The 17,543-nt window shown below is 70.2% G+C and carries 16 protein-coding genes; 10 read left to right on the forward strand and 6 right to left on the reverse strand.

The genetic code is table 11. The annotated features are described in order from the left end of the window. Positions 1-88 precede the first annotated feature (88 nt). Together POF73_RS44715 and POF73_RS44720 are read left to right on the forward strand one after the other, a co-directional pair. Positions 89-394 (forward strand): hypothetical protein, encoded by a 306-nt coding sequence (locus POF73_RS44715; protein ID WP_272125255.1) that lies wholly within the window; start codon positions 89-91, stop codon positions 392-394. A 2-nt stretch (positions 395-396) separates the two neighbouring features. Continuing rightward, positions 397-921 carry a hypothetical protein gene (locus POF73_RS44720; RefSeq protein WP_272125256.1) on the forward strand — a complete coding sequence of 175 codons (525 nt, stop codon included), beginning with the start codon at positions 397-399 and terminating at the stop codon, positions 919-921. A 64-nt stretch (positions 922-985) separates the two neighbouring features. On the opposite strand, the gene POF73_RS44725 is transcribed toward POF73_RS44720, so the two are convergent. From POF73_RS44725 to POF73_RS44740, 4 genes are all read right to left on the reverse strand, one after another. Then, positions 986-1,216: a hypothetical protein gene (locus POF73_RS44725; RefSeq protein ID WP_272125257.1), complete on the reverse strand. Its 231-nt coding sequence runs from the start codon at positions 1,214-1,216 to the stop codon at positions 986-988. A 400-nt stretch (positions 1,217-1,616) separates the two neighbouring features. Then, a complete protein-coding gene (locus tag POF73_RS44730; protein WP_272125259.1) occupies positions 1,617-2,300 on the reverse strand; it encodes a response regulator in 684 nt (227 codons plus the stop codon). Then, entirely contained in the window at positions 2,297-3,580 is a 1,284-nt protein-coding gene (locus POF73_RS44735; protein ID WP_272125260.1) for a sensor histidine kinase, read from the reverse strand. Before POF73_RS44735 ends, POF73_RS44730 begins: the two co-directional genes overlap by 4 nt. Then, positions 3,562-4,284, reverse strand: coding sequence for a hypothetical protein (locus tag POF73_RS44740; RefSeq protein ID WP_272125261.1), 723 nt, complete (start codon positions 4,282-4,284; stop codon positions 3,562-3,564). The genes POF73_RS44735 and POF73_RS44740 overlap by 19 nt, the downstream gene beginning before the upstream one ends. A 336-nt stretch (positions 4,285-4,620) precedes the next feature. On the opposite strand from POF73_RS44740, the gene POF73_RS44745 reads away from it, so the two are divergent. The 4 genes from POF73_RS44745 to POF73_RS44760 all read left to right on the forward strand — a co-directional run bounded on the left by POF73_RS44745 (position 4,621) and on the right by POF73_RS44760 (position 10,450). Further along, the gene (locus POF73_RS44745) at positions 4,621-5,067 is read left to right on the forward strand and encodes a hypothetical protein (RefSeq protein ID WP_272125262.1); all 447 of its coding nucleotides are present in this window, start codon (positions 4,621-4,623) and stop codon (positions 5,065-5,067) included. A gap of 129 nt (positions 5,068-5,196) precedes the next feature. Then, the gene (locus POF73_RS44750; protein ID WP_272125263.1) at positions 5,197-5,418 is read left to right on the forward strand and encodes a mersacidin/lichenicidin family type 2 lantibiotic; all 222 of its coding nucleotides are present in this window, start codon (positions 5,197-5,199) and stop codon (positions 5,416-5,418) included. Then, the gene (locus tag POF73_RS44755; protein WP_272125264.1) at positions 5,412-8,255 is read left to right on the forward strand and encodes a type 2 lanthipeptide synthetase LanM family protein; all 2,844 of its coding nucleotides are present in this window, start codon (positions 5,412-5,414) and stop codon (positions 8,253-8,255) included. Before POF73_RS44750 ends, POF73_RS44755 begins: the two co-directional genes overlap by 7 nt. Continuing rightward, complete coding sequence (locus POF73_RS44760) at positions 8,252-10,450, forward strand: peptidase domain-containing ABC transporter (RefSeq protein WP_272125266.1); 2,199 nt, start codon at positions 8,252-8,254, stop codon at positions 10,448-10,450. The genes POF73_RS44755 and POF73_RS44760 overlap by 4 nt, the downstream gene beginning before the upstream one ends. A gap of 547 nt (positions 10,451-10,997) precedes the next feature. On the opposite strand, the gene POF73_RS44765 is transcribed toward POF73_RS44760, so the two are convergent. Continuing rightward, positions 10,998-11,897 (reverse strand): ATP-binding protein, encoded by a 900-nt coding sequence (locus tag POF73_RS44765; RefSeq protein ID WP_272125267.1) that lies wholly within the window; start codon positions 11,895-11,897, stop codon positions 10,998-11,000. A gap of 125 nt (positions 11,898-12,022) precedes the next feature. On the opposite strand from POF73_RS44765, the gene POF73_RS44770 reads away from it, so the two are divergent. The 4 genes from POF73_RS44770 (at position 12,023) to POF73_RS44785 (ending at position 16,825) form a co-directional block, all read left to right on the forward strand. Beyond that, complete coding sequence (locus POF73_RS44770) at positions 12,023-13,255, forward strand: ATP-binding protein (protein ID WP_272125268.1); 1,233 nt, start codon at positions 12,023-12,025, stop codon at positions 13,253-13,255. Between the two features lie 116 nt (positions 13,256-13,371). Next, a complete protein-coding gene (locus POF73_RS44775) occupies positions 13,372-14,964 on the forward strand; it encodes a transposase (protein ID WP_443049772.1) in 1,593 nt (530 codons plus the stop codon). A gap of 42 nt (positions 14,965-15,006) precedes the next feature. Continuing rightward, positions 15,007-15,705 (forward strand): ATP-binding protein, encoded by a 699-nt coding sequence (locus tag POF73_RS44780; RefSeq protein WP_272125271.1) that lies wholly within the window; start codon positions 15,007-15,009, stop codon positions 15,703-15,705. Between the two features lie 13 nt (positions 15,706-15,718). After that, positions 15,719-16,825 carry a hypothetical protein gene (locus POF73_RS44785; protein WP_272125273.1) on the forward strand — a complete coding sequence of 369 codons (1,107 nt, stop codon included), beginning with the start codon at positions 15,719-15,721 and terminating at the stop codon, positions 16,823-16,825. Between the two features lie 18 nt (positions 16,826-16,843). On the opposite strand, the gene tpg is transcribed toward POF73_RS44785, so the two are convergent. Next, complete coding sequence (gene tpg / locus POF73_RS44790; RefSeq protein WP_272125274.1) at positions 16,844-17,398, reverse strand: telomere-protecting terminal protein Tpg; 555 nt, start codon at positions 17,396-17,398, stop codon at positions 16,844-16,846. Positions 17,399-17,543: the final 145 nt, after the last annotated feature.

Below are 17,543 nucleotides of genomic sequence, written 5' to 3' on the forward strand. Positions count from 1 at the left end.
AGCGGCGAATGCTGTCCGTCATGGAAGGTCGCCCGGCTGTTCACGGTCGCCTGCGGGGGGAGACCCAGCCGAGGTCCAGCCCGTGTGGGTGGCGGCTCGCGGACGGGTTCCCACCCAGCGCCAGGGTCTGGCGGCCGCCTTGCGCGGCCTGCACCTGGCGGCTGCCCGGCCCCGCACCGAGCAGCTCGGTGAACACACCTGCCTGACTGTCCACGCCATCACCGGCATGTTCTTCGGCACCGCCCTGCCCTGCTGGGAAGACGTGGAGGAACTCGCACACGCCCTCAACGCCGAAGCCCAGCCTCTTCGTCCCCTCTGGAACGCCGCATGTGCCGCTCTGGCCGCCCCGCTGCGGTCCGCAGCAGGCAGGCCCGTCATGAAGGTGATCGGATGATCATGCACACCGCACGCCGGCCCGCCCGCACACTCACCGCTCCGGTACGCATTCCACACCCGCGGACCAGCCATGCCCTGCCGCGGGAACCGGCCAGCCTCGCTCCGGCCCTGCCACCTGCCTTCGAGGCATTCTGCGTCCTCAACCGCGACGGCTACCTCGACTACGCCCGCGCCCACCTCCCGACCAAACAGGCCCACCAGCTGGTCTGCAGCGTGCTCGGCGAACTTGCCGTCGGCTGGTGCGACATCGTCAGCAACCTCAACCCGTCGGCCAAAGCGTGGACACTGCTACGCACCCGCGTCCACACCGCCGCACCGGTGCCGGGCGGGCTCGACGCCTGCTCCGCACAGCAATACGACGCGCTGGTCCTGCACTGCCGACTCGGCTACAGCAGCGCGGCCGCCGCCTGCGTCATGGGTCTGGACGCAAGCAAGGTCCGCTACCTGGTCCTGTCAGCAACCCCAGCCCGCCGCCACGCCGTACGGCGCCTTGGTCCCCGGCCCGCAGCCTTCCGCGCGGCCTGACCGATCACGCCTCCCGCCCTGCAGACGACTGCCGTGGGGCGGGCTGTGTCAAGGGGGCCTCCGATCATCCTGCCCAGCCCACGTCGTACATTTCGATGCCGTCGTCGGTGTACGCGGTGAACGCCACCCACGAATGCGGCCCGGACCACAGCGTCCCGTCCCAGCCGGGCGTCGGCCACGCCTCCCGCCGGACCAGGGCTGCCGCGATCACTTCCATGACCTCCTGGCGGCCGTCCTCGGCAACCTCGGTCGGCGCATCATCCACCCGTGGCGTCAGGTCCACCTCATAGGGCATCGCGCAGCCCCGTGCTCGTGATCAAGCAGGCGCAGTGCCGTACTGTGCGGTGACTGGGCGCGTGCGGACCTGTGGACAACTCCGAGTTGCCTTCGGGTCCGGCAGTTCAGTGGTCTCAGCTATCCGGCCTGTCGTGGCCGGCACTCGATCTGCGCAGGTCATCCCGGAATCGAGGTCGCCTGCTGCGCCCGCGCTGGTGTCTATGTCGAGGCGGCCGACACTGTCGTACCCCAGGCCCTTCAGGCCCTCGATGTCGCTGACCGGTCCGCGTTTCCGTCTTCGGCGGGGGCGCAGCGGTCCGCCGTGGTCTCGGGACGGCACGGGGTGCCTCTTCTGGTGCTTGCGAGCGGGTTCCGCTGTACCTGATGACGCTGCGGCCGCCGGGTCGGGGCTGATGGTGTCATGAGTCTGCGGTCCTTCCCGCGAGCCGGTTCTCGTAGGCCGCGACGATGGCTTGTGCTCGGTCGCGCAGCCCGAGCTTTGTCAGGACTCTTCCCAGATGGGTTTTCACCGTGCCCTCGCTGATGTGCAATTCTGCCGCGATCTCGGCATTCGACAGGCCCCGGGCTACCGCGAGCAGAACGTCATGCTCGCGAGGGGTGAGCTGGTCAAGTTCGGTCGGAGTGCGCCGTAAGGGATCTGCGCGGGTGGCGAACTCTGTGACCAGGGTCTTGGTGACGGCGGGGTCGAGCCATCCGTTTCCGGCGGCGATGGCGCGCACTGCGCTGACCAGGTCGGAGGGGGCCGTGTGTTTGAGGAGGAAGCCCGATGCGCCGGCGCGCAACACGGCGTAGAGGGCCTCGTCGTCGTTGAAGGTCGTCAGGGCCAAGACCTTGACGGTGCGGTCGGCGTCCTGGGTGAACGTATCGGCGGTGACCTGCCGGGTCGCCTCAATGCCGTCGGTGCCCGGCATCCGGATATCCATGAGCACAACGTCCGGCTGAAGGTGGCGAGCCTGGTCGATGGCCTGGGCGCCGTCGTCCGCCTCGGCGACGACGTCGATGTCCGGTTCGGCGTTGAGCAGCACCGTTACTCCAAACCGCACTACGCGCTCGTTCTCAGCCACGATGACTCGGATCGTCATGGAAATCGCTCCTCGTGGGGCGCGGGGAGCCCGCGCGGCTGCGGGTGGTCCGGTGTGCTGGTGGTCACGGGGAGGACGCGGGTGGTTTCGACGGTGGTGACCGCGGTCGGCAGCCGTGCAGTGACCCGGAAGCCGCCCCGGGGCGTGGGTCCGGTGTCCAGGTGGCCACCGGTGATCGCCACCCGCTCGCGGAGGCCGCGCAGCCCCTGGCCCGTAGACAGGCCGCGCGCGGTGGGGTCGGGGGCACCGCCACCATCGTCGATGACCTCGACCTGCAAGTCCGGGCCCCAGGAGAGCCGGACCGTTGCCTGCGTGCCGGGTCCGGCGTGCCGGGTCACATTGGTCAGCGCTTCCTGGACCACGCGGTAGGCAGTCAGGCTGACGCTCGGGTCGAGCCGCTGCGGTGTGCCGATCACTGCGGAGCGTACGGATACGCCGACTTGCCGGATGCTCTCCAGCAGGGTTTCCAGATCGGCAAGGCCGGGCTGGCGGGCATTGTCGGATCCGGACGGGCTGGCGCCGGTGGTGCCGGGCCGGAGGGCAGCCAGCATGCGGCTGAGTTCGCCCATGGCCTGGGTGCCCAACTCATCGACGGCGGAGAGGGCTTGACCGGCCTGGTCAGGATCGGTGCGCATGGTCTTCTTCGCTACGGCGGCTTGCAGCATCATCACCGTCACCGAATGCGCGACAATGTCGTGCAACTCGCGGGCGATGCGGGTGCGTTCGGAAGTTACAGCCTCACGGGCCTCGGCCTGACGCCGGTACTCCAGATCGGCCGCGTGGAGTCGGCTCAGCTGTGCCCACCGCCCGATGCCCCAGGCTCCCGCGGTCTGCAGCAGGTAGAAGGCGGAGAGCGCCACGAACACGCTGATCTGCTGGTCTGGCTGGTGCCACGCCTCCCAGGCAGCTGCCCCCAGATAGGGCACCGCTGCGGCTGGCAACGCCAGCTGGGCTGCCCGCAACGAGCAGTTGGCCGCGACGGTGTAGAGAGCGAGCAGCAAGCCCAGCACAGGGGAATAGCCGACCACCCAAAGGGTGGCGGCCACCTGATATCCGTAGACGACGGCGAAAACGGGCAACGGGTAACGCCGACGCCACACCAGTGCCGTATAACCCGCCAGCGCGTAGGCGAGGTTGGGGCCGAAAAGCGTGTTCGACGAGAAAATCTGCACGTCCAGCACCGCAATTGCCAGGACCCACGCGGCATCCTGAATTGTCTGCGGCAAACGCCGAATTCGTTGAGCGATTAACGTTGTCATGTCTAAGTGCCAGGGATGCACCGGCAGGTCACCTTGCATGCCGCGGCTACAAGGTCAGAGTACGTGGCGAAGGGCTGCCTGGGCTTGCGATCTGGGATTCCCTGCAGGTTCACGATCTGCGACATCTGTTTCAGACTTGACTCGACGTCAAATGCGTCGGACGAGACGGCGCCGATCCGGGCCAGCGCGAGCTGCATGTCGCCGCCGGTTTCCTCCAGCTCTCGCGCCAGATCGGCCCCGGAGAACTCTCGCAACTGCGGTGCGTACCGCGACCGCGAGGCCAACCGGAGATCAGCGAGTGCGGGACGGTCGTTTCCCTCCCGCTCGTACGTCGTGATCACAGGGACTTTGATGCGTTCGATCAACAGCTCTTCCCGGACAGGAAACGGACTGATCACGATCTCTATTGCATGAGTTCGGGAGTCCGCGAGGAACACGGCAGGTGGGTCGGGGACCCACACCATGTCGGACTCCACCAGGACGCCGGCAGCCCGATGGCCGTCGACCAGGCTGGTGGCGGCCCGTAACTGGACCGAGACACGAAGATCGGTAGGGATCGCGTAGACATCACACATGCTCAAGTCCTCCCGCTCATGGTGCTTTCTCGACGGCATCCCTCGGATGTGGCGGAGCAGCCCGAGCCCTCTCCGCGACGGAACGCTGAACATGAAACACCCACTGACCGCCCTGTGAGGGAAATTCTCACGAATGTCGTAGAGGCGCATACGACGATGGTCGACCTATTCACTCCGTCTCCCCTCGCAGTCGCATGGCACTCTGAGACCCGGCACGGCGGTAAACGATCGACGGGAAATAACTCGTTGCCACCATGGGGCGCAGAAGAGATCCTGCGGCGCACCTCGTACGACCATCACTGTGATCACAGATCAGACCGCAGAAGCATGCCGTCGCCATTTTCACGACTATGAGCTGACCGAAAACATCGGCCTTTTACGAGACGCCGCAAACCAGGCAACCGCGGCACGATCGGCCTGGCGGCATTTCCGCAGCACACCGCCGACAGCCAGGCATCCCTCGGCTGCTGACCTCAGGAGGAAAATGTGCTGAACAACCCCACTCTCCGACGCACCGCGATGGGGGCGGTCGCGACCGCAGCCGCATGCGCGGTCTGGGCGCCCACCCCGGCATCCGCTTCCGTGAGCGACCCGGTACTGCACGCGAGCACGGAGAGCGACTACACGGCTGCCTGCTCCTACAGCGCGAACATCCAATGGAACAGGTCGACTTCACGTCTCACCGGCAACGCAACCGTGCAAAACCACCTGTGGTTCGCAGCCTGCCGCAAGAAGCTGGTCGTCACCTTCGTAGACGACGAGGGCCACACGGCTGCCACCACCGACATCGTGCTGGAGACGGCGTGCGCCACGACAGACCCGACCTGCCCCAGCCGCATCGACAAGCCGGTCAACCAGATTGCATCGGTCAGCCGGTACACGAAGCCCTACATCGACCACATCGACGCGGCCGTCGTTGACCGCCCGAGGTAACACTCCGCCATGGACAAGTCCGCAGCGCCGGCGACGGCGCAAAGCCCGCGCAGCTCCGGGCCCGATGCTGCCACGCTTCTCGGCTGCGGAGACGACAAGCCAGCCGTCCGCGCCCAATGGGAGGAACCCATGAAACCCACCGAGATCGTCCGCGCCTGGACCGATCCGGAGTACCGCGCCGGGCTCAGCCCGGCAGAGCGAGCCGAGGTCCCCGACCACCCCTCGGGCATGGTCGAACTGTCCGACGCCGACCTCGACTCGGTCGCTGGCGGCCGGCCCTGCGAGGTCACCACGTACGGCACATATACCTCGCTGGGCTGGCGCTGTATCGCCAACTCGAGCCGATGCTGACCGCAGCACTGGCAGCCGCGGCCGGGGAGGCGACTCCCCGGCCCGCGCACATGACCCGGCTGCTGGCCCCCTTCGACCCGCTGATGCGGCGCGCGGCCAGGCGCCTGGACCGGTTCACGGCGGCGCTGCCGCCGCGCCCCTGGACACCCGCAGCGAGCGGCTGGGCCTCCGCGCTGGCCCTGCCCGCACTGCAGGAGGCGCTGCTCGCCATGGCGGGCCGCACCATGGCGCTGGAGCTCAACGCGGCCCGGCTGCTGGGCGAGTTGTCCGGCGGCGACGGTCCCGCCCGCTTCGCGGCGTTCTGCGACCGATACGAGGATGACCCGGCGGCGGCCGCGGAACTGCTGGACCGCTACCCGGAGCTGCGCCGCGAGGCGGCACGGCTGAGCGGCGACTGGGGAGACACCACGGCGGAGTTCCTGGCCCGCCTCGCCGCCGACTGGCCGCTCATCGGCGACCGGCTACGCCCGCCCGCAGACCCGGGCCCGCTCACGGCCGTCGACCTCGCGGCCGGCGACCCGCACGGGGGCGGCAGGTGCGTAGTGCTTGCGCGCTTCGCTTCCGGCTACCGGCTGGTCTACAAACCCCGTTCACTGGCCGTCGATGCCCACTTGCATGACTTGCTCGCCTGGCTGGCCACTCGCGGCCCAGGCCTGCAACTGCGCGTCCCGGCGGTGGCGGAAGCCGGGGACCATGGCTGGACGGAGTACGTCGCCGCCGCCCCGTGTCGCGACGCGCGCGAGGTGCATCGCTTCTACCACCGCCAGGGAGCCCTGCTCGCTGTGCTGTACGTGCTCGGCGGCACCGACATTCACTACGAGAACCTCGTCGCGGCGGCCGATTGGCCGGTCCTGCTGGACCTGGAGGCGCTCTTTCACGCCCCTCCGGCCGGCGCCGAGGATGCCCCGGAGCTGCTACGTACGGCACTGCTGCCGCCGCCCGCCGGCGAGGCGGACCTGAGCGGCCTGGCTGCCGTGCCGGGGACCATGCTGCCCTTCTCCGCCGTGCACTGGCAGGACGCCGGCACGGACCGCGCCCGGATCGTGCGCCGCCCCGCCACCGTCGGCGCGGGCGAGCACCGGCCGGTGCTCGCCGGCTCGCCCGCCGACCCTCGCCAGTACGCGGCCGAACTGCGCGCTGGCTTCACCGCGGCGTATCGCGCCCTCGCGGGAGGCAGGCGCGAACTCGGCGCCCTACTGGCCCGCTTCGCCGATGACGAGGTGCGCGTGATCCTACGCGCCACGCGCACCTATGGGCGCCTCCTGGACGAGTCGTACCACCCTGACCTGCTGCGCGACGCCACCGCCCGCGCCACCCACTTCGACCGGCTCGCTGACAAGATCCGGCAGCTGCCCCATCTCGCGCCCGCGGTGGCCGCTGAGCACGCCGACCTGTTGCGCGGCGACATCCCAGTCTTCCGTGCCCGGGCCGGCTCCCGCGATGTACGCACGGCTGGGGGCGCCGTGCTGCCCGGCTACCTCGCCGCCTGCGGCCTCGACTTGGCCCAGCAGCGTGCCGCGGCCCTCGGGGAGGCGGACCTGGCCCGCCAGACCTGGACGCTTGCCAGTGCCCTCGCGCCGCCGCTGCAGTACGGGGAGGGGGAACCGGAACCGCTCGTCGCGGCGGCCCGCGCCGTGGGCGACCGGGTGCTGTCGCTCGCCCGCCGACGGGGCCCCGTCGGCCTGCACTGGTGGGGGCTGCGCCTAACGGGACCCGGCAGCTGGCAGCCCGGCCCGCTGGGCCCCGCCCTGTACGACGGCTGCACCGGTATCGCCCTCTTCCTCACCGAACTGGCCGCCGTCACCGGCGTGGAGCGCTACGCCAACGCAGCTCGGCAGGTGGTGGATCAACTGTTGCGCCGCGCCTCGGACCCGCCAGGCATCGGGGCCTTCACCGGCCGGGCCGGCCTCGTCCACCTGCTCGCCAGAACAGGCGTGCTTTGGCAGGGCGAGTGGCTCCTCGCCGAAGCCGAGCGGCTGGCCGTACGGCTGGGCCAAGTCGTCCGCAGGGATCGCAAGTTCGATGTGATGGGCGGCGCCGCGGGGGCGCTGCGCACGCTGCTGGGGCTGTACCGCGTCCGCCCGTCGGCCGAAGTGCTGACCGCCGCTACCCGCTGTGGTGATCACCTGCTGGCGCACGCTCGCCCGATGCCGCGCGGTATCGGCTGGCCGGTGCCGGACACCGCCGGAGTGCCGCTCGGTGGCCTGGCCCATGGCGCCGGCGGCATCGCGATGACCCTGCACGACCTCGCGCGAACCACGGGCGAGGCCCGCTACGCCACTGCCGCCAACGCCGCGCTGGAGTACGAGCGCAGCACCTACGACTCCGAGTCCGGGCAGTGGCACGATCTGCGCGCAGCGGCATCGGACGGGGCGACAGCACTGGACGGCGTGATCGCAACCGGTGGCGAGGCGCCCTACATGACCGCCTGGTGCCACGGTGCCACCGGCATCGGCCTGACCCGTATCGACATGTGTCGGCACGCGGCCGACGATAATCTGGCCGCCGAGGCCGACGCGGCGGTGCGCGCCACCTTGCGCACCGGCTTCGGCCGCGACCACGCCCCGTGCCACGGTGACGCGGCCGGCCTCGAACTGCTTTTGCAGGCCAGTGAGTTGTGGCCGGAACGCGGCTGGGACAGCGAACTGCAGGAGCGGACCCGTACCCTCCTCCACTCCGCGGGCCACACGGGGCTGCGCTGCGGAAGTCCGGCCGGACTGCAGTCCCCGGAGCTCATGACTGGTCTCTCCGGTATCGGCCACGTCCTGCTTCGCCTGGCCCGCCCCGCCCAGGTCCCCTGCGTACTGACCCTCGCTGCTCCGGGCGGCAGGCCATGAGGAGGAAGCGGACCGGGGTCGTTCTACAGCTGGCCGTCGCGGACTGCGCCGCCGCCTGCCTTACCATGGTCGCCCGCGCACACGGGCTGCGTACGACCCTGCACGCCTGCCGCGAGGCGTGCGGCACCGGCAGGGACGGCGCCACCGCCCGGGAGATCGTGTCCGGCGCCGCCCAAGTAGGCCTGTACGCCAGGGTGTTCGCCGCCGACCTGGCGGCACTGACGCGCTGCCCGCTGCCAGCCATCGTCTCCTGGCACCCGCACCACTTCGTCGTGCTGGAACGGCTCACCGCTGGGCAGGTACGCCTCGTCGACCCGGCAGTCGGCCGCCGCCAACTGTCCCTGGATGCCTTCACCGCGGGCTACACCGGCATCGTCTTCACCTTCGCCAGGAGCCACGAGAGCGTGGAGCCGCGGGCCGCCGCCGCTCGACCGCACGCCATCCGAGCCGCCCTGCGCGGCTCCCGCCGCCTGCTGGCCTTCATCCTCCTGACCTCCCTGCTCACCCACCTGATTGGCCTGTCTGTCCCGGTGGCCACAGGCTGGCTCGTCGAGGCGGTCGCCCGCCCCGGCGGCCCACCGCCCTCGCTGCTGCTCATCGGCGGCGGCTTCGCTGCCCTCGCCGCGTTCCAGGCCCTGGTCGGCTGGGTTCGTGCCATCGCGCTTGCCGCACTGCAGCGGGGCCTCGACGGCCGCCTGGTCACCGGCTTCTTCACTCACCTGATGTCGCTCCCGCTGAGCTTCTTCACCCAGCGCACCGGTGCCGACCTCACCGAGCGCGCCGCCGGAACGGCCCTGATCCGGGAGCTGGTGGCGGGCCCGGCCGTCCTCGGCGTACTCGACGCCGCTTTCCTCCTCGGCTATGTCATTCTGCTGGCGCTCACCGACCCGTGGACGGCACTGATTGTCGTCTGCCTGGCGCTCATCCAGGCCGCGGGCATCACCATCACCACCAAGCGCTCCCACGTGCTGCTGCAGGAGTACCTCACCGGCCAGGCCTCTGCGCAGGCCCAGATGCTGGAGTGCATCCGGGGCATCGCCGCCGTGAAGGGCATGGGACTGGAAGGCCAAGCGCTGCGCGGCTGGTCCCGGGACTTCACCCGCTCGCTCGCCGCCATGCAGCGCCAGGCCCGCCTCACCGGTGTGACTGCGGCGCTGCAGATGGCGGTGCACCTGCTCAGCACCCTCGGTCTACTCTGGTTTGGCACGCACCGCGTCATCACCGGCGAGCTGACCCTTGGACGGATGCTGATGCTCAACGGCTTGGCGGTGATGGCCCTCGCGCCCGTGTCGTCGCTCGTCGCCCACGGCATGCGCCTGCAGCAGATGGGCGCCCACCTCCTACGCATCCGCGACATTCTCGAAGAACCTCCGGAGGAACCTCAGGGGAAGCCGTCGACGGCATGTCTTCCCGCCGCCCCGCCCCCGGCGCCCCTCAAGGGCGGCATCGAGCTACACAACGTCTCGTTCTGCCACCACCCCAGGGCGCCTTTCGCCCTCCGCGACGTATCGCTCGTGATCCACCCCGGCCAGAAGGTCGCCGTCGTCGGCCCCTCCGGCTCGGGCAAGACCACGCTCGGGATGCTCCTGCTCGGCCTCTACCAGCCAACCGAGGGTCAGGTCTCGTACGACGGCCTGCCTGCGGACACCTGGACGCCAGCCCAGCTGCGGCAGCGGTTCGGCATCGTGCCCCAGGAGGTGGCGCTCTTCAGCGGCTCGATCCGCGGCAACATCGCCCTCGACGAGACGTCTCTGCCCGCCTCCGAAATCGTCGCGGCAGCCCGCACCGCCGCTGTGCACGACGAGATCACGGTGCTCCCGCTCGGCTACGACACCGTGCTTGTGGAAGGCGGCGGCGGCCTCTCCGGCGGCCAGCGGCAGCGTATCGCCATCGCCCGGGCCGTCGCCCGCCGCCCTGCCGTCTTCCTCCTCGACGAGGCTACAAGCCAGCTCGACACCGCGACGGAACGCATTGTGAACCGGAACCTCGCCAGCCTCCCGGCCACCACCGTATTCATCACCCACCGCATCACCGCGGTGCGCGACGCGGACCTCATCCTCGTCCTCGACCGCGGCCGCCTCGTCGAACAGGGCACCCACACGGACCTGATTGGCCGCGGCGGGACATACGCCGCCCTCACAGCCGCCGCAAACGGCGAGACCCGCCCCCGGACGGCACCGAAGGGCCCGGGGTGACATAACCGCTGTCCACGACGCGCTGGCACGGCAGTAAGCGCCTGTGTCTGAACCGCTGAGCTGGATCTTTGAGGGGGGTAGCCTGGCGGGGTTTCCGGGTTCGTCGGGGCCTTCGTTTTCGCGGTGTTGTCCCGTGTGTGAGGCCCCGTTGAAGTGGGAGGCCGCACCGAGGGCGGAGTACTGCTCGGCGGCGTGCCGCCAGAATGCACCCGGCGTCGTCTCGGCGGCCATCGGCTGGGCGGTGGCCGCGAACAACACCCGCAAAATGGCTCACACCCAGCCGGTCGCGGGCCCGAAACAGGGAGGATTTCGCCGGTAACGCTCGGAGGGGGGTTTGTTGGTGTGTCGCGGGTTTGTTGGCCTGGTGTGTTGTGGGTTCGTTGAGAGAGGCCGGGTGCACGGTTCCAGCGGGCAGTTCGGGGTGTGAGCTGGGGTTGTGTCGTGTGCGCTGAGTGGGACCGGGCTCGTTGTGGGTTTCGCCAGCGCGTAAAGGCCCGGTTGGTGTTTGTGCTGGTCAGCGCTGTTTTGTCTGTTCGGTGGGCGGGGGTTAGCGGTTGCGGGTGGGGCGGTTGTGTTGTTCGGCGAGGTGGTCGAGCTGTACCGCTTCGAGGGCGGCTTTGGTGATGCGTTCGGTTCCGTCGTGGATGGCGGTGATGGCTGCTTGGCGGATGAGGCGGGTGAGGGATCCGATGCGGCCGGCGGTGCGCTGGTGGAGGTAGGCGGCGTGCCGGAGGAGGACGCCGGGTTTGTGGTGGGTGAGGTCGAGGGCGTTCTCGATGTCGGTGATGACGTCGCGGAAGGGTTCGCGGGTGCCGTGGCGGGCGGGGAGGGGGCCGCAGGTGATGAGGGTGGCGCGGCCGGCGAGCTGGGCGCCGCGGGGGCCGCTGAACAGGGGTGTGTCGGTGACGTTGATGCCGGCGTAGACGAACGTGGCGGCCAGGCGTTCGGTGAGATCTTTGAGCAGGTCGGCGGCCTGGGCGCCGGTGGTGGTGCGGGGGTTGAGGCGGTGGATCTCGTCGATGAGGACGAGTTGGACGCCAGCTTGGGTGTAGGTGTGGCTGACGGTGTCGGTGATCTGGGTCTGGGTCATGCGGGCGGCCACGGGGATGCCGAGGTAGCGGGCGAATTCGGTGATGAGGGTTTTCGCGGTGGCGCCGGGCGGGACGAGGACGTACGTCACGGGTGCCGTGGAGTGGGCTGATCCGGGCGGGGGCGGGTTTTTGCGGGTGTGGGCGAGGTGGCAGGTGCGGCCGACGTTCAGCAGGGCGGTGGGTTTCCCGGCTGCGGCGGGTCCGGTGACGATGAGGGAGGGCCGTGCGGTGGTCTGCTGGTGGCGGCCGAGTGCGACCTTGCGGCTTGGGGTCGGTAGTGGTGAGAGTCGGTGGTGCTGGTCTGGTGGTGTGCTGTGTCGGCGCTGGTCAGTGGGGTGTTGGGGTGGGATCGGCACTGTCGTGAAGTGAGAGGTTGGGGGTGGGTGTTGCTGTCGTGGGGCTTTATCTCATGGCAGCTGATGCTGTCTCAGGTTCGTGAGTTCTGATGCGGTGGGGTGGGGGAGGCCGGTGTGATCGTGGGGTGAATCAGGACGTAAGGGCCGGCCGGGGGGCTGTGCTGCCGAGGGCGTTGGTGGTGCGTCGTCTGCTGGAGCGGCAGCAGGCGGGGGAGTTGTCGACGCGGCATGTGCGTGCGGTTGCTGAGACGGTGGGTGTTTCGGAGCGTACGGTCTGGCGCTGGCTGGAGCAGGCGAAGGCTTCCGGGCGGGTGGAGGCGCCGGTCCGGCAGGGGTATGCGGTGTCGGACGAGGTGTGGGAGCTGCTGGGTGAGGTGGGGGGCAATGTCTCGGAGTTGAGGCGTCGGCTGGTGGCTGCCGGGGGTGAGGTGCCGGTTCCGTCGATGTCGACGTTGTGCCGGGTGATCCGCAGGGACCGTCGGGCGGGGCGGCCTTTGCTGACCGGGCGGGAGCCTGAGGTGGCCGGGGTGCGTAGGGCGGATCCCCTCAGTGAGCTGGGCCTGAACGTGGTGGCCGAGAGAGGTGCCGGTGGGCAGGTGTTTTTGCGGGAGCAGAAGCACTTGGCGCAGGTCCCGGTTCTGGTTCCGGATGCCCAGGTGGTGCACACGCCTGCGGTTCGGTCGGTGCTGCGGACGGTTGCGCACGCGGCCGCGGTGGGGGCGGTGGTGTGGTTGTACGGCGACGCCGGCCAGGGCAAGACCGTCGCGCTGCAGTACGCCCTGTCCCAGCTGCCGCACCCGGCCCGGGTCCGTCGGGTCCATGTCGGTGTGCACCCGACGGTTCCCGAGCTGCGCCGGGTACTCGCGGAGGCCCTCGAGCTGGGCAGGCGTCTGCCGCGCGGGGCGGGGGAGGCCGACCTGATGCTGGTGGACGCGTTGAGGCAGCCCCGTGTGCTGGTGCTGGACGAGGCACAGCGCCTTCCGGGGCCGGCGCTGGAGTTTCTGCGCGGGTTGTGGGACCACCCGGACACGGACACGGCACTCGTGCTGGCGGGGGCGGGCAGCGAACGGGCGCTGCGCCGGGTGCCCGCGCTGGCCTCTCGGGTGCTGACCTGGGAGTTGGTGCCGCGCCTCAGCCCGCGCGAGGTGGCAACCGTCATGGCTGCCTTCCACCCGCTGTGGGAGGACGTCAGCGAGGACGATGTCGTGTGGGTGGACGAGCATGTGGGCCACGGCAATTTCCGGACGTGGGCGAAGCTGACCTCGCACCTGACCGCCGAGATCTACGGCAAGAGCCGTGCGGTGGTGGACCGCCGGTTGCTGGAGCGGGCCTGCGCACGGCTCATGGGGCCGCTGTGACCGGCGCGGCGGCCGGGCCGGGAGAGGGCACTTCCCGCTCCGGCGTGCACGGGGACGGTCCGGACGCGCGGGGAGGTCTGCCTTCTTCCTCCTTGTCGGCGCTGCGCGGCCCTGCCGTGCGCCGGCTGCTCGCCCTGCGGCAGGACCAGAAACTGACGACCCGGCATGTACGGCTGATGGCGGAGTCGTTGGAAGTGACCGAGCGCACGGTGTGGCGGTGGCTTGCCGCTGCTGAGCGGGACGAGTCCGCGGCCGCGGAGCCCGGGGCGCGGGCCCAGAGCAAAGACCGCTTCTCCGTCACCCCGGAAGTGCGCCGCCTGCTGGCCTTGTGGAAGGGCAACGTCGCGGCGGTCCATCGTGAGCTGATTGCTCGCGCGGCCAAGGGCGAGGGGGAGCCGCCTCCGTCGATTCCGACGCTGCACCGGGCGATCCAGCGGGATCTGACGCCGGGGGAGCGGGCGGGGCTTGCGGGTGGGGAGCGGGCGGCGCGCAAGCATGATGTGTTCCTGGCCCGGCCGCGGGGCTGGCGCAATCAGGTGTGGGAGACGGACCACATGCAGGCGCCGGTGCTGGTCGATGTCGACGGCATGGCTCGCAGGCCGTGGATCACGTGGTTCACCGACTGCGCGACGAACGCGATCACGGGGGTGGCCGTCACGCCGGGGGATCCGTCGCGGGAGTCGGTGCTGTCTGCGCTGCGCTCCGCGGTCCTGCGGGAGGATCCCTACGGTCCGTTCGGTGGTCTGCCGGAGAAGGTGCGTGTCGACCGTGGCAAGGACTTCTTGTCCCGGACGGTGACGGCTGCGTTCGATCTGTTGGACGTGACGGTGGAGGATCTGCCCGCCTACACCCCTCACCTCAAGGGCACGGTGGAGGGACTGAACCGGGCGGTGGAGGGCATGTTTCTGGCCGCGCTGCCTGGCTATGCCCGTCAGCCGCGCCCCGGTAAGCGTGCTTCCCGTCCGAAAGACGAAGTGCTGCTCGGCTTCGAGGACTTCACCGCCCGGCTGCTGGCCTGGACTTCGTGGTGGAACACCGAGCACCGCCCGGCGCCGTTGCGGGGCAGGACTCCGCTTGAGGCGTGGCAGGACGATCCCACGCCGCTGCGGGACGTGCCCGCGGCAGATCTGTGGACGTTCACCCTGGAGGACGCCGGCACCCGCACGCTGACCACCCGCGGCATCCGCTTCAGAAAACGCGACTACGTGGGGCCGTGGATGACCGGCCAGGCCGGGATCCAGGTCCGCATCCGCTTCATGCCCCATCACGACCACCGGATCGAGGTCTACCACGCGGCCACCGGCCGCTACCTGGGTCCTGCGGACCTGGCCGACCAGGCCACCGACGAACAGATCAGCGCCGTACGAAGAGCGCGGGCCGCCCGCACCCGCCGCCTGAAGAAGGACCTGGAGGCCTCACAGCGCGAGCGCTACGCGGCCGTGAACCAGCCTGAGGCCCCCCAGTGGCTCGGCGCTCTGACCACCGCGCAGGCCGAGGCCGAACTCGCCCAGGCCGCCGACACCGACCTCGCGCAGCTCGCGCTGCCGGACCTCATCCCACCCGCCGCGCCCCCGGCCGACTGGCGCACTCCGCCTTCCCTCGCCACCCGGACCGCGCCCGGCCGGCCTGCTTCCCTCCCGTTCGAACCTGCCCCCGGGCACCCGCCCGGACGAGCCGCAGACCCTGCTGAAGACGGAGACGCCTCGTGACCGCGGCCATCTACCAGTACGTCGACCTGCCCGGATGCGTCCGTGGTCACCACCCGCGCCCTGCTCACCGCCCGGGACAACATCGCCGACACCGTCGCCGCGCGGGCCATGATGTGCATTCATGGCGGCGCCGGCTTCGGCAAGACGCTCGCCGTCAATATCTGCCTGCGGGGACTTGAGCCGCATGAGGACGTCCGCAAGATCACTTTCCGGGCTCGGCCGACTGCCCGCGCGGTGCGCTACGAGCTGTTCACCGCGCTCGATCTGGCCGGTGAGCCGCCGCGCCATCCCAGTGAGTTCGACCGGCTGCTGAAGATGTCCCTGGCTGAACGTCCCCGCACCTTCCTGGTGGATGAGGCGCAGTGGCTGAACGGGGAGGCGTTCGAGTACTTCCGCTATCTGTGGGACGAACCCTCTACCCAGCTCGCGGTCATCTTCGTCGGCGGGGAGGGCTGCCATACCGTGCTGCGCCGCGAACCGATGCTGTCCTCCCGGATCTTCATCTGGCAGCACTTCACCCGCCTCACGCCCAGCGAAGTCCTCGAGGCCATCCCCCTGTTCCACCCCATCTGGGCCGACGCCGACCCCGACGACATCACCTTCGCCGACAGCCACGCCGCTCACGGCAACTTCCGCGCCTGGGCCCAGCTGACCGCCCACACCCGCACCGCCCTGACCCGCACCGGCCGCCCCCGCGTGGATCAGGAGCTGCTGCGCTGGGCCTTCAGCCGCCTCGCCTGACCACCACGCCGCCATGCCGCCCGCCGTGCCACCGTCCGTCGCCGTGGTCCTCGACCCAGGCGACGACGCGATCCACACGCACACCGCCCTGGCCGCCCACCACTTGCTGTCCGGCCGGATCACCCTGCATCCCGGCCCGGGCACCACCAGCGAAACCGGCCTCGCCCACGACCTTCTCGCCGCCCTGGGTAAACCGCCCTTGCTCCCTGGCCACTTCCCGGGCGGCCGTCAGCCCGCCTGGGAAGCCGCCACCGCCTGGGTGACCGCACTTCCGGTCACCCGGCTGACCGTCCTGCGTGCCCACCGCCTCACTGCGCGCCGCACAATGCGTCTCCTGCAGCTGTGTGCCTTCACCGGTATCCACCTGACCCTGGTCTGCCACCGCCCTCACCTGCCCGCCCTGCACCAGGCCTTGCGGACGGCCGACTACGCCATCACCGCCGACTTCCAGGCCGCCCGCCGCCACTACTACGGCACACCTGCCGCCGAACCCCCGCCTGCGGACGAGCCCGCCCAGCCGACAGACCGGTGGCTCACCCTGCCCGCGCTGGACCGCCTCGTCTCCTACGACAGCCCTGTTGCCTGTACCGGCCCGTGTACGCCGCCGCCGATCGTCTTCCGGCACCGCCCGCCGCCCGCGCCTCTCACTCAGCAGGTGGCTCGGGAAGCCGCCCGGCGCCTGGCCGCTGTGACCGCTCATCCCCGCCTGGCCGCAGCTCTCGCGGCCGCGATCTTTACCGGCACATCCCTCCAGCAGCTCGCCACCGCCCGCCCGGGCGACTACGACGATGCCGCGGCGACCCTGGCTCTGCATGACCGGGCCCGTTACACCGACGGCTGTGCCACCTACCGCGTGCCGCCGTGGGCGCGCATCTTCCTCGAGGCTGCCGTGTGCTTCGCCCGGCTCGCGCCCGGCCACAACCAGCATCTGCTGGTCGGCCCCCACGACCGCACCCCCCTGTTGCGTGTGGCGGAGGCAGCAAGGCTGCGCCCGCCCCAGCCGCCTGCCGAACAGCGCACCGGTCCCGTCGGCCCCATTCTGTGGGACTGGCTCGAACGTAAGGAAGCGCAGCACTACGACTCGATGCTGGCACGGCACCAGACCCCGCCCGCGCGCTGACCGAGACCTGGTTCATGGTCAGCCGATGGAGAAATCGGCGAACTCCACTTCGGTGAAGGCGATCCCGAGACCGTGGGCACGCCGGCCTGCGTCCCGGAAGTAGGCGTGCCCCAGCGCTCTGGCGAGGATCACCATCTGCTGCTGCTCGCCTCCGCCGGCGTCCCGGACGGCGAACAGCTCGCGGGCCACTTCTCCCGACAGGTACTGGGTGATCAGCCGTACCCGCGGATCGTCCGATGAGCCTGCCGGAGCGGCGAATCCGAACCGAGCCCTGGTGTGGAGGACAAAGCCGTCGGCCTCGGCCCGGGCCCGCAGACGGGCACGCACCCGGGGCTGCCACCGGGTCCTGACGGCCATATCGATCAGCCCCGCGTGCGCGGCACTGGGACGGCGGCGCATCCCCGGCCGGGCGGTGATCCACCGCTGCACCGTGCGCTGAGAGACGCCAAGGAGTGCAGCCACGCGCTTCGTTGAGCCCTGCTCCGCTCGGAGCAGGAAACGCACGGCTGCGTCACCGGTGGGTACGGGTCGGGTCAGCAACGCTCGCTCGAGCCCCTCAGCGATCCCACCCATGCCTGCCTCCGAGCCGTTCCAACGCCGCCCAGCGGCCGCCTGCACCTCTGGTCTCTCACGCTCACTCGCTCGCTCCGCCCACTTCCGGCGTCTTCGGGACATTCCTGCGGATGCTGGGCTAGTGAGCCATCTCATGGGGTTGCTT

The sequence above is a fragment of the Streptomyces sp. HD genome, assembly GCF_028369295.1.
In the GTDB taxonomy this organism is placed as follows: domain Bacteria; phylum Actinomycetota; class Actinomycetes; order Streptomycetales; family Streptomycetaceae; genus Streptomyces.